Below are 11,400 nucleotides of genomic sequence, written 5' to 3'. Positions count from 1 at the left end.
CCTGGCGTCGAATTGCGGTTGATAGTGGGCGATGAAGGCGTCGGTTTCCAGCCCCACCAGAATATCGTCGGCGATGCGCTTGTTGCCGATGACTTCGGCGTCGAGAACGGCGTCTGGCTGAAGGGCGATTGGCATATGCACTGCCGCCACTCGACGGACAGCTCCAATAACCCTCAATCGCGCATCATCACCTTTGCCGAAAAGCTCGGCTTCGACTATCTCGCCATCACCGACCATGACGTTCACGTTCAAGGCGCCGTCGCCCAGAACACCTGGGCCGATCCCGAATACACGTCCGAGACCGTCCTTCTTTTCTACGGCGCCGAACTCACCGCCCCCCGCGGCCACGTCAACATCCTCTCGGCCACCCCCTATGACCACCAGCGTATTTTTGACGCCCGAAACGCGCGGGACTGGGATCTTCTCAAACTCAAGCAGGAACTCGGCATCCACTGGTCGGCGAACCATCCGCACCACAAGAACCATTATGGGTTTTCGTTCGATCTCGCCGACAGCGTCGAAGTCTGGAACACCAGCATCTGGCCCAAGAACATTCCCAGCGTCCGCATCTGGGACGATCAGCTGCTTTCCGGCCGCATGATCGGCGCCCGCGGCGGCAGCGATTCCCACCACGGCATTCCCGACGATCCGGCCCTGACGACGCCCCTCACCATCGAAGGCACCGGCAATTATGTCGGCACCCCCACCACCTGGATATTCGCCACCGACCGCAGCAAGCCCGCCATCCTTGCGGCCCTTGAACACGGCCGTGCCTCGATCAGCGCCAACCCCTATAATCCCCGCGTCGAACTCCGCGCCGACAGGGATGGCGACGGCCGGTTCGAGATGATGATGGGCGATAACGCCATCCCCACCGGCGCCCCCGTGACCTTCGAGGTGCGTCTCTCCGACAGCGGCATTCCCGGCGCCAATTACCGCGTCCGCGTCATCAAGAACCGCAGCGATTTCGCCACCCTGCTGACCGACGCCACCACCCGCAGCATCCGCTTCACCGACACCCCCTCGCCCACCGACCGCAGCTACTACCGCGTCGAGATCGAAGGCCCCCAGGCACCCTATCCCGAAGTGCCCAATTCCATGGCCCTGAGCCAGAACATGGTCGCCCTCTCCAACCCGATCTATTTCAATTTCGATCCGACGTTCTGACGCGACGCCCCGGCACCGTCACTGGACAAAGCACCTCATCCGGGCATGATGGCGCCCGTCACCGTCGCCGGAACACCGCCCGGAGGTCCCCGCATGCCCCGCACCTACCTCATCGAAGGCATTTCCGGGTCCGGCAAGACCTCCGTCGCCACCGCGCTCGAAGCGCGTGGTTTTCATGTCGTCCACGGCGATCGCGTCCTGGCCTTTCAGGGCGACCCCGAGACCGGCGCGCCGCTGCCGCCGGACCGTCGCTCCACCGACCCCGCCTTCATCAACGCCCATCACATCTGGGATGTCGCGCGGGTAAAAACCATCATCGCCGACCCCACGCGGCCAGTGACCTTCTTCTGCGGCGCCTCGCGCAATCGCCAGCATTTCGCCCATCTGTTCGACGCGATTTTCGTGCTCGAAGCCGATTGGCCCACCATTGAGGCGCGCCTGGCGGCCCGCCACGACGAATGGGGCTCCGACCCCGCCGAGCGGGCCCTGGTGGCCGAACTCCACGCCAGCCGTGTGGATTTGCCCGCCAACGCCATCGCCATCGACGCCACCCGCCCGCTGGATATCGTGGTCGACGACATCCTCGCCCGCTGCCGCTGACCCCACAAATCGCTCGGTTCCTGCACATTCCGTGCGCGCAATGGCCTACCTATCTCTCGATCAGCCTTGAAAAAACCGCCTTGGCCGATAGCATCGGGAGAGTTACGGAGGAGAACTGCAATGCGAAACCTGTTGAGCGCCACGTCTGTGGCCTGTCTGCTGCTGGCCCCGATGAGCCTTTCGGCCATGGCTGCCGAGGCCTGGCGCACCGATGGCCTGTCCACCCCGGAATCGGTGGTCTATGATGAGGCCAATCAGCGCCTGATCGTCTCCAATATTATCGGCGAGGCCACCGAAGCCGATGGCAAGGGTTCGCTCTCCACCATCGCGCTCGATGGCACCATGATCGATGCCAACTGGGTCGAGGGCCTGGACGCGCCCAAGGGCTCGGCCATTGCCGGCGGCAAGCTCTATGTTGCCGACATCTCCAATATCCGCGTCGTCGATCTCGCCAGCGGCGCGGTCGAAACCATCGCCGTTGACGGCGCCACCTTCCTCAATGACGTGACTGCGGGCGACGATGGCGCCGTCTATGTCACCGATACCTTTGCCAACCGCATCTATCGCGTGGCCGACGGCGCTGCCGCGCTCTTCCTCGAAGATGCTGCTCTCGGCAGCCCCAATGGCATCCTCTTCGACCAGGGCGCGCTCGTGGTCGCCGGCTTTGGTCAACTGGCCGAAAAGCAGGAGGACATGGTCCCTGGCGGCCTCGTCTCGGTGGATATCGCCAGCAAGGCGATCACGCCCATGGCTGAAAAGGTCGGCTTCCTCGACGGCATCGTCCGCGTAGGCGACGCCCTGGTGGTCAGCGACTTCTTCGGCGGCAAGATCATTTCGATCGCCGCCGACGGCACCCAGACCACCCTGGCCGAACTGGGCATGGGCACTGCCGATATCGGCACCGATGGTACCGCCATCTATGTGCCGCTGATGATGCAGAACCAGGTGGTCAAGCTCGATATCGAGTAAGCCTCCCGGCCACGGCTCCGGCCGTGGCCACCTCCCGCCTCAGCCGCATTCCCCCAAAACCCGTCCGATCATCGTCTTCGAGCCCTTGGCCCCAAATATATTGGCGTCGATACCTTCGACCCCGCCGCCGCTTTTGACGCGGACAAAGGCCACGCCGATCGTGTCGCGCGCCTGCTGGGCAATGCGTGCCCACTGCCGCGCCACCGGCCCGCGCACGATCACCGAACTGCCATCGAGATGCACCATCGGCATGTCCTGGGCAAAGCTGGTATTGCCCGCCTGCGACACCGCGCTGCCCGCCGCCGCGTCAGGGGTGATGGCAACGCTGATGGCGCTGGCGCCAGCCAGCCGCGCATCCGGCTTGCGCACCCAGAACCCCATGGTCAGCGAGCCGCCGCGACAGGCGAACTGAAACTGCGCCGCGCCATTGTCGAACCAGGCAATGGGCGTCGCCCCGCCCTCATAGCGCCATTGCTCGGCAGTGGCAGGAGCGATCAGGGCAAGGCAGAAGGCGGCGGCGAGGGCGATGCGCATGGAAAAATCCGATAAAACTCAGCTCCGCACCCCACGCCACAAAGCCCTAAAATTCCCTTTCGGTCCTTCCCGCCTGACGCAATGGTGACCATTTCCGCTCAGGCAGATGCCTGCTAGCCTCCGCCAATCGGAGGAGTGATGCCATGGCCTATTTTCTTGCCGTCTATACGATGAAGCCTGAAAGCCTCGCCGGCTTCTACGCGCGTTCCAAGGCCGAACAGGACGCCATAGACGCCGAGGGCTTGCCCAAATGGGAGGCATGGGAGCAGCGCAACGCCCAGGCGCTGGTCAATCGCGGCGGCATGGTCGGCAAGACGCTGCGCGTCTCCAAAGCCGGCATCGCCCCCGCCAGCAACGATTTCTGCGGCTATGTGGTGGTCGAAGCCGAAACCATCGAGGCCGCCGCCGACCTCTTCCGCGACCATCCCCACTTCTCCGTCTTCCCCGGTGACACCGTCGACCTCATGCCCTTCCTTGCCGGCCCCGACCTGGAAAACAAACCCGCACTGTGACGCGATCGCCAAGCCGGACGAGCCATCATTCTTGGCAAACCCCGCCCAAAACACCAAGCTTCTCCTCCCCCTCCTTCAGGGGGAGGCCGGGTGGGGGTCGGCCTTGGTGCATGCAAACCAAGGTGCGACAGCTCCCTCCCTACCCCTCCCGATCGTGCAAATATCGCCTGACCCCGGCAAACTCCGGCAGCATCGCCTCCCGCCGCACTGCCCACACTTCATATTCCGGCACGAACTGATCCGGCGCATCGAACGTGCCCAGATGCACCTCCACCTCGTCGCCGCTGCGTGCAAACACCGATGACCCGCAGACCCTGCAGAAATGCCGACCCTGGAACACACCGGTCTCGCCCGATACCTCCACCTGCCCCTCGGCAAAAATCGCCGCCGCATAGAACAGGGCGCCATGATGCTTGCGGCAATCGAGGCAGTGGCAGATGCCGACGCGCAATGGCGTGCCGCGGGCCACAACCCGTACTGCGCCGCAAAGGCATCCGCCCGCCGACTCACGCAATGCCAAGCACCTCGACCTCGCCGGCAGCCCCGGCCGTGGCCACGTCACCCACCCTTTTGCCCATCAGCGCCCGCGCCATGGGCGAGGCAAACGAAATCGTCCCCACCTTGGGATCGGCCTCGTCCTCGCCCACAATACGATAGCTCTGCACCCGCCCATCCTCGCGCTCGAAGGTGACGCTGCTGCCAAAGGCCACGACATCGGCCCGTTCGGGCGGCGGCACAAGTTGGGCGGTGCGCAGCCGCTCGGCAAAATAGCGCACATCCCGGAACGGATTGGCCGCCTGCCGGCGCCGTTCATTGACATCTTCTATGGCCATGGCAGCGTCATAGGCCGCCCGCGCCGCCTCCAATTGCTGCCCTAGCGCTAGAAAACCCGCTTCAGTGACGAGGTTCGGCCCTTCGGGCACCGGCCGCTCCGGCAGCATGGTTTCCGAGGCGGTCTCGGCGCTGTCTTCCTTGGTAAAGGCTACACTCATCTAGTCCCGGCCCATTCGTTCAAGCAGCAGGTCGCGTGCCTGGTTGATTTTTGCGGCCAGAAATTCCGAGCCACCCCGATCGGGATGCACGCCCTTCATCAGCTCACGATGCGCTGCCTTGATGGCCTCGGCATCGGCCCCGGGCTTCAGCCCCAGCACCGCATAAGCCTCGGCCACCGGATCGGCGCTGCCCCCTCCCGCATGGCCAGCAGCACCCTGCCCGCCGCCGCCGGCATCCTGCTCGGCAAAATATTCGCGCCAACCCGCCCGATTGGTATCCAGCCAGCTTTCTAGCAGATTGATGCTTTCCGCATCATCGGCAATCTCGGCAATCAGGGTGCGCGTCTCCGCTTCCCCCAGATCCAGCAGATCCCAGCCTGCAAAGGTCCCGTCCACGATCCGCCCGGACAGCGCGCCGGTGTCATGGTCCAGCTCCATGGCCAGATAGCGGCTACGGACCTTGGAAATATTGCCGCCGCCACCGGAGACACTATCGAAGGAAAACCGCCCCAGCCGCCCGCGCAGCAAGACCGAAGCCGCCGCCGCGCCGACGAAAAGCGCCAGGTCGAACCGGCGCAGAAACAATGCGGCAACCGCCAACAAGGCGGCAACGCCGCCCACCACCCAGCGCAGGCTGCGCACCAGCACGCGCCGATCCATGCCGCGCATGGCCTGGTAGAGCCAGAGCGTCGCCAGCACACCAAACCCGATCACCAAAATCCAGGTCATCTGCCCTCGATCTGCGCCAAGAGCGCCCGCGCCTCGCCACCGCTCTGCAAGCGCAGATGCGCCTTGCCACCGCTTGCATAGGCCGCCACGGCCTTGAGCAGCGACGCAAGCTGGCCCGGCGCCGAATTGTCGAACCGGGCATAGGCGCCCTTGGTCAGCCGCGCGAATTCGCGGAACGCCGCTTCCACCCGCGCGTCGCGTCCTTCCTGGAACACGAAAACCGGCAAGCCGAGCAGCCCTAGTTCCCCCGCCTTGGCGCAGAGCGCATCGACATCTTCCTCGATGGCATCGCCGACGAATACCACCGCGTTGATCCGCCTGGTCTTGTGCTCGTCCCGGGCGTGGGAAAACACCTTGCCGATCTGGGTATTGCCGCCCTGACAGGAAATCGAGCTCATCAGCTTGGCCAGCGCCGAGGCGTCGCGCACCCATTTCGAGGCGCGGCATTCCCCCAGCCCGCGAAAATACAGCAGCTGCACCTGCAGCGCCGCATCCTTGGGAATGGCCTCGAACATGCCCGCCTGCAGCGAGATTGCTAGGTCCCAGGTGGGCTGCCGGCTCATCGTCGCATCCATGGCAAACAACAGCCGCCCGTCCTCGGCGGCATTGGGGCGCGCCAGCTTGCCCACTTTCTCGACGAAAGCGGCCACTTCGTCCCGGATTTCGCCTTGTCGCGGCACGACGCCATCGCGCCGCGTAGTCGGATTCTTCTCATTCATGCAGCGAATATGTGGCCCGCGGGCCGCCCGGGCAAGGGATGCACGAAATTCTGCTTGCCAGTGTCGAAACTCCGGCGCCTCATCCGTCATGCAGGTGACAATCCTGCAAGGAGGAATTGCGGAATGGAGCGGCATTACGGCTGGGTCATCGTCGCAGCGGGCGCGGTGATCACCTGTCTCGCCATGGGCGCCATGTTCGCCCTGCCCGTCTATCTTCAACCCATGGCCGACGATACCGGTTGGTCCCGTGCCGGCATTTCCGGCGCCATGACCGTGGGCTTCATCGTCATGGGCGTCGGCGGCTTCGTCTGGGGCACGCTCACCGACCGCATCGGCGCCCGCCCGGTGGTGCTGATCGCCGCCGTGCTGCTCGGCCTCGGCCTGTTCATCGCCAGCCGTGCCAATGACCTCCTGGTCTTCCAGTTCGCCTATGGCGGGCTGGTCGGCGCCGCCGGCGGCGCCTTCTTCGCCCCGCTCATCGCCACCACTTTGGGCTGGTTCGACCGGCATCGCAGCCTCGCGGTCTCGCTGGTGTCCCTGGGCGGCGGCGTCGCCCCCATGACCATCACCCCGCTCGCCACGGTGCTGATCGAGAATTATGGCTGGCGCAGCGCCATGCTGATGACGTCTATCGCCGCCACCCTGCTCATCATCCCCGCCGCCTTCCTGATCCGCCGCGCCCCGACCGTGCAGCGGGACGCGCCGAGCCCCGCCAGCGATATCGCCCCGGCCGAACCGCGCCCGGCCAATATGGCCGCCATTTTCCGCACGCCGCAATTCTTCATCCTGGCCGGCGTGTTCTTCCTGTGCTGCGCCGCCCATTCCGGGCCAATCTTCCACACCGTCAGCTATGCCATGCTCTGCGGCGCCTCGGCCCTCGCCGCCGCCAGCATCTATAGCGTCGAGGGCTTTGCCGGCCTGTTCGGCCGCGTCATCTTCGGCGTGCTGGCCGACCGCCTCGGCGTCAAGCGCGTCATCGTCGTCGGCCTGGTGCTGCAGGCGGCCGGCATCTACGCCTATATCTATGTCAGCGAGCTCCAGCACTTCTATCTGCTCGCTGCGGTGCTGGGCCTGGTCTATGGCGGGGTCATGCCGCTCTATTCGGTGCTGGCGCGCGACTATTTCGGACCCAATGTCATGGGCACGGTGCTGGGCGGTATCACCATGACCTCCTCCATCGGCATGGCCTTCGGCCCGGTCGGCGGCGGCTGGCTCTATGATACCTATGGCGACTACCACTGGCTCTATGTCGCCTCGGCCGGCGTCGGCCTCGCCGCAGCCGCTCTGGCACTGGCCTTCCCGCCCAAGCGCCGCGACCCGGCGCCCATCGACGCCGTGCCGGCCTGATCGATCAGGCGGGGCTGGTCACGGCCGCCCCGCCACCGCTTTCACCATCATCGTCCTTGCCGGCCGCATAGGCCGCCGACAACTGCCGGTAGTAGCGGGAGTTGATGGCGAGGATAGTGACCAACAGGCCGACAAACCCGGCCACGGTGAAAACAAGCGCAATGCCCCGCTCCGGCCCGGTGCCGAACCAGCCGCCGATACTCTGCGCCCCCGCACCATCGGTCATGAACGGAATGACCACGAACTGCGTCAGCGGCCCGATCAGAAATGCCGTGAGTGGCGAGGCCGATTGCTCCACCGACTGCGCGAAGCCGAACACCCGGCCTTGCCGTTCCAGCGGCACCACCTTCTGCAGCGTCGTCTGCTCGGCCGCCTCGGCATAGGGCCCGAGGAACATCCACACAAAGCAGCCCGCCGCCAAAAGCCAGATCGAGGATTGCAGCGTGAACACGCAGCACACCGCCCAGGTCACCATATTGACCATCAGCAGCGTCTTCAGCGGGTTCCGGCCCAGCCCGGTCTTGGAAATAATGATGCCGCTGGCGATGAAGGCCATCGACAGCGCCCCGAACAACAGCCCCCACACCTCCACCGACACCAGCGACAGCCCATAGGCATCGAGCAGCGCCATGAAGATGCCGCCGAGAAAATTGTTGAAGCAGGCGAAAAAGATCAGCGCGAACAATCCCGGCACCGCCGCGATCACCCTGATGGTTCCAGCCAGGTCCACGCGCTTGGGTTCGGCCGGCTCATCGGCACTCGGCGCCACCCGGCCCTCGTCCAGCTTGACCAGGCTCAAATGCACGAAGACCAGCGTCGTCACGCTCAGCGCCATGATCAGCACGCCCAGCATGCCGGTATAGGCCACCAGAAAGCCCGAAATCACCGAAGTGGTGAGAAAGCCGATGCCGCTGACCATGCCCACCAGTCCATTGGCCTTGTCGCGCTCGGCCTCTGGAATGAGGATGGTCACCAGCGTCGGCAGCGCGATCGAGCGGATATTGCCCGCAATCACGCCGAGCATGACCAGCAGCACGAAGCTCCAGAGATAAGGCCCATAGGGGTCGGAAAACGCCCCCTCGGGCGCGAAGAGCACCATCAGCAGGCCCGGCAGATACAAGAGCCAGGAAACAAGGCTCGATCCCAGCATGGCCAGCCGCTTGGAATTGTGGTCGACGATCGAGCCAAACCAGATGCCGAAGGCGGCGGTGAACACCAGGTAGATGCCCGCAATCATGCCGGTGGCGAACACCGATTGCGTCTCGAGAAACACCCAGAACGTCACCGCGAACCACACGGTGAAATTGGTGACATTGGCGGCGAGATTGTTGACGAGGATATGGTGAAACGGGGTCATGGGAAGCGTCCAATGCATGCAGCACCCGCGCGACGCTATCGCTCGCGGGGTGAAAGCTCAATCTTTACGGCGCGGTCGTGACAGCTGATGTCACCTGCGCATCGGAACCACTGTTTCGGATTGGGGTCATGGCAGGGCTCCTCGATGCGCTGCCATGGCGACGAACATCTCAGGGCGTATTCGACTCTGTCGGGCACGCATTGGCCATTTTTTCGATCACGTCGAACACGTTTTCCGCCGGGAACCGCCAGTCGCGCCCTTCAAAACTGAAGCCAATGCTGGAATTGGCCCGCGCCATGGCCAACAGCACTTCGTCGACCCCCTCAGCCTCGAGGCTCGACGTATAGACCAGCAATTCCCCCTCATGCTCGTCATAAAAGGCCGTCACCTCGACCGACTTGCGGTCGTCTATGCGCACCTTCATCACCCCGCTTTCGGGATAACTGGCCTTGGCGTCGTATTTCTCCGCCGTGTAGATGGTGATGTCCATGGCGTCGGGAAACCAGTCATCGCAAAAGATCTGCGCCTCGAGCTCCCCCGAAACATCCACCGCCCACCCCTTATAGGCCTCGCCGTCCTCGTCGCTCACATCGGAAAACTGCCAGGCAGCCTGGGCAGACGAAGCGACTAGGCAAAAGGCGGCAATCAACAGGGCGCGGCGCATGGCAAATCTCCAACTTTGCCGCACCATGCCGCCCATACCTGTCCCTGTCACCCCCAGATCGAGGGGCACGGTCGGCGCTGAACGCCGGCACGCCGCATTCCCGGAAGGAAGTGGTCGGCTTCTGGCGCGACACCCCCGGCCAGCACGCGACGCGCTCCTCCCCCTTCTTCAGGGGGAGGCTGGGAGGGGGTGGACAACAAACTCAAGCCCGCATGCGGTAGCCTCCCAACGTTCCTGCGCCCCCTTCACCGCGAATTAACCCCGTTCTCGCAGGCTCTTTCCGAGTACAAGGAAGGACCACAGCCCATGCATAACGAAATCCAGTGCCGGGCCTATGCGCTCTGGCAGGCCGACAATTGTCCGGAAGGCCAGGATCAGGCCTATTGGTTCAAGGCCGTTGCTGAATTGACGGCCGAAGCGGCCAAGACCATCAAGCCGCCGCGCAAGCGCGCTGCGCCCCGCACGAAAAAGGCCGCGTGAAGCGGCCTTTCTTTATCCAGCGTTTGGCCGCGAGCTCACCAGCAGCGCGGCCAATAGACGTCATTGCGGAAATCGCTCGGAATGGGCGATAGGCGCATCAGCGCCTGCGCGGCGAATTCGATCTGCTGGCAATAGTGGTCGATCCGGTCGGGGACAGGCACGCCGGTGACATATTCACGCATGCGCCACTCATCGATCCCCAGCGCCGCCTTGCGGCGCCATGCTTCCAGTTCGATATCCTCTGGATGCACCGCTATGCCGCCAGACCGTCTGGCGCTCGGTTCGCTCCATTCCCGCGTGTCACCAATCTCTGCAAAGCGCATTCTTGCCGTCCATGGGGCCATCCCGCCTTCTGCGGTGCCCGATTGCCCGAGGATGCGCGCAAGGCGTTACAAATCCGCAAAGATTTTTTAACCTCGCTATCACAGCCAAGTGACGAGCCATCCAATGACGATTCTCTATCTCATGGCCGCCGACGCCGAATATGGCCCGCACCTGCGGCGGCGGATCACCCCGCTCATGGTCGGGGTGGGTCCGGTCGAGGCGGCTATCGCCACCACCCGTGCCCTGACCGAGCGTCGCGACGCCCTGCCCCATCTTGTCGTCTCGCTGGGATCGGCCGGATCGCGTCGGCTCGAACAGTGCGGGGTCTATCAGGCGATCTCGGTATCCTACCGCGACATGGACGCATCGCCTCTCGGCTTTGCGCGCGGCGAGACCCCATTTCTCGGTCTGCCCGCTACCTTGCCCTTGGCGCCGCTGCTGCCGGGCCTTGCCCCCGCTACTCTTTCCACCGGCGCCAATATCGTCTCAGGCGCTGCCTATGACACCATTGCGGAGGACATGGTGGATATGGAGACCTACGCCATCCTGCGCGCCTGCCAAGGCTTCAACGTCCCCCTCCTCGCCCTGCGCGGCATTTCCGACGGCCGGGCCGAAGTCACCCGCATGGCCGACTGGACCGACTATCTGCACATCATCGACGAAAAGCTGGCCCATGCCGTCGATCTGATCGAAGCCCAACACCTGACCAACTAAGCCCTGACCGGCTAAGCACAGCCCTCACCCAGAGACCGTTCCGCCCTCGGGCCCGACCCGAGGGCCTGCCGGTTCATACGCCAAAAGGCGAGCGGCCCAGCAAACCCAGATCATTTCAAAATAAGGTGAACTCTGCGCGCTTTCCCGCCCTCCCCCTTGAGGCAGGGCTATCGCATTTGGGCTTGAGCGTGCTGCACACCCCCTCCCAACCTCCCCCTGAAGAAGGGGGAGGAGCCGCATCGAGTTCTGGGCAATAGTGGGTCAAAAGAACCGGTCCGTCTCCCTCCCCCTG

At 64.2% G+C, this 11,400-nt stretch carries 15 protein-coding genes; 7 read left to right on the top strand and 8 right to left on the bottom strand.

The window, feature by feature from the left end:
* Positions 1–24 precede the first annotated feature (24 nt).
* The 3 genes from DEVEQU_RS19985 to DEVEQU_RS19745 all read left to right on the top strand — a co-directional run bounded on the left by DEVEQU_RS19985 (position 25) and on the right by DEVEQU_RS19745 (position 2,736).
* The gene (locus DEVEQU_RS19985; protein ID WP_223214299.1) at positions 25–1,167 is read left to right on the top strand and encodes a CehA/McbA family metallohydrolase; all 1,143 of its coding nucleotides are present in this window, start codon (positions 25–27) and stop codon (positions 1,165–1,167) included.
* A 93-nt stretch (positions 1,168–1,260) separates the two neighbouring features.
* Positions 1,261–1,767 (top strand): AAA family ATPase, encoded by a 507-nt coding sequence (locus DEVEQU_RS19750; RefSeq protein ID WP_126152330.1) that lies wholly within the window; start codon positions 1,261–1,263, stop codon positions 1,765–1,767.
* 120 nt (positions 1,768–1,887) lie between these two features.
* The gene (locus DEVEQU_RS19745; RefSeq protein WP_126152329.1) at positions 1,888–2,736 is read left to right on the top strand and encodes an SMP-30/gluconolactonase/LRE family protein; all 849 of its coding nucleotides are present in this window, start codon (positions 1,888–1,890) and stop codon (positions 2,734–2,736) included.
* 39 nt (positions 2,737–2,775) lie between these two features.
* Here DEVEQU_RS19745 and DEVEQU_RS19740 read toward each other — a convergent pair whose 3' ends face one another.
* Positions 2,776–3,270: a hypothetical protein gene (locus DEVEQU_RS19740; protein WP_126152328.1), complete on the bottom strand. Its 495-nt coding sequence runs from the start codon at positions 3,268–3,270 to the stop codon at positions 2,776–2,778.
* Between the two features lie 143 nt (positions 3,271–3,413).
* Here DEVEQU_RS19740 and DEVEQU_RS19735 point away from each other — a divergent pair, with 143 nt between their 5' ends.
* Complete coding sequence (locus DEVEQU_RS19735; RefSeq protein ID WP_126152327.1) at positions 3,414–3,782, top strand: hypothetical protein; 369 nt, start codon at positions 3,414–3,416, stop codon at positions 3,780–3,782.
* A gap of 139 nt (positions 3,783–3,921) precedes the next feature.
* Here the strand turns inward: DEVEQU_RS19735 and DEVEQU_RS19730 are convergent, their stop codons facing one another.
* Genes DEVEQU_RS19730 through DEVEQU_RS19715 form a run of 4 tightly spaced genes read right to left on the bottom strand, consistent with a single transcriptional unit; the run spans position 3,922 to position 6,222 of the window.
* A complete protein-coding gene (locus DEVEQU_RS19730; protein WP_126152331.1) occupies positions 3,922–4,296 on the bottom strand; it encodes a GFA family protein in 375 nt (124 codons plus the stop codon).
* A complete protein-coding gene (gene greA, locus DEVEQU_RS19725; protein ID WP_126152326.1) occupies positions 4,289–4,774 on the bottom strand; it encodes a transcription elongation factor GreA in 486 nt (161 codons plus the stop codon). The genes DEVEQU_RS19730 and greA overlap by 8 nt, the downstream gene beginning before the upstream one ends.
* On the bottom strand, positions 4,775–5,503 hold the full coding sequence (locus tag DEVEQU_RS19720; protein ID WP_126152325.1) for a DnaJ domain-containing protein: 729 nt from the start codon (positions 5,501–5,503) through the stop codon (positions 4,775–4,777).
* A complete protein-coding gene (locus DEVEQU_RS19715) occupies positions 5,500–6,222 on the bottom strand; it encodes a vWA domain-containing protein (protein WP_126152324.1) in 723 nt (240 codons plus the stop codon). The genes DEVEQU_RS19720 and DEVEQU_RS19715 overlap by 4 nt, the downstream gene beginning before the upstream one ends.
* Positions 6,223–6,345: 123 nt before the next feature.
* Between DEVEQU_RS19715 and DEVEQU_RS19710 the strand changes: the two genes are divergently transcribed.
* Positions 6,346–7,569, top strand: a complete 1,224-nt coding sequence (locus DEVEQU_RS19710; RefSeq protein ID WP_126152323.1) for an MFS transporter — start codon at positions 6,346–6,348, stop codon at positions 7,567–7,569.
* A gap of 4 nt (positions 7,570–7,573) precedes the next feature.
* On the opposite strand, the gene DEVEQU_RS19705 is transcribed toward DEVEQU_RS19710, so the two are convergent.
* Positions 7,574–8,926, bottom strand: coding sequence for an MFS transporter (locus DEVEQU_RS19705; protein ID WP_126152322.1), 1,353 nt, complete (start codon positions 8,924–8,926; stop codon positions 7,574–7,576).
* Between the two features lie 169 nt (positions 8,927–9,095).
* Positions 9,096–9,590, bottom strand: coding sequence for a hypothetical protein (locus DEVEQU_RS19700; RefSeq protein WP_126152321.1), 495 nt, complete (start codon positions 9,588–9,590; stop codon positions 9,096–9,098).
* 306 nt (positions 9,591–9,896) lie between these two features.
* Here DEVEQU_RS19700 and DEVEQU_RS19695 point away from each other — a divergent pair, with 306 nt between their 5' ends.
* Positions 9,897–10,070: a DUF2934 domain-containing protein gene (locus DEVEQU_RS19695; protein ID WP_126152320.1), complete on the top strand. Its 174-nt coding sequence runs from the start codon at positions 9,897–9,899 to the stop codon at positions 10,068–10,070.
* A gap of 35 nt (positions 10,071–10,105) precedes the next feature.
* Here DEVEQU_RS19695 and DEVEQU_RS19690 read toward each other — a convergent pair whose 3' ends face one another.
* Positions 10,106–10,393 carry a hypothetical protein gene (locus DEVEQU_RS19690; RefSeq protein WP_126152319.1) on the bottom strand — a complete coding sequence of 96 codons (288 nt, stop codon included), beginning with the start codon at positions 10,391–10,393 and terminating at the stop codon, positions 10,106–10,108.
* Positions 10,394–10,517: 124 nt separating this feature from the next.
* On the opposite strand from DEVEQU_RS19690, the gene DEVEQU_RS19685 reads away from it, so the two are divergent.
* The gene (locus tag DEVEQU_RS19685; RefSeq protein ID WP_126152318.1) at positions 10,518–11,108 is read left to right on the top strand and encodes a 5'-methylthioadenosine/S-adenosylhomocysteine nucleosidase; all 591 of its coding nucleotides are present in this window, start codon (positions 10,518–10,520) and stop codon (positions 11,106–11,108) included.
* Positions 11,109–11,400: the final 292 nt, after the last annotated feature.

This window comes from Devosia equisanguinis (assembly GCF_900631955.1).
Classification (GTDB): Bacteria; Pseudomonadota; Alphaproteobacteria; order Rhizobiales; family Devosiaceae; genus Devosia; species Devosia equisanguinis.
This window is presented reverse-complemented; position numbering and strand designations above follow the sequence as displayed.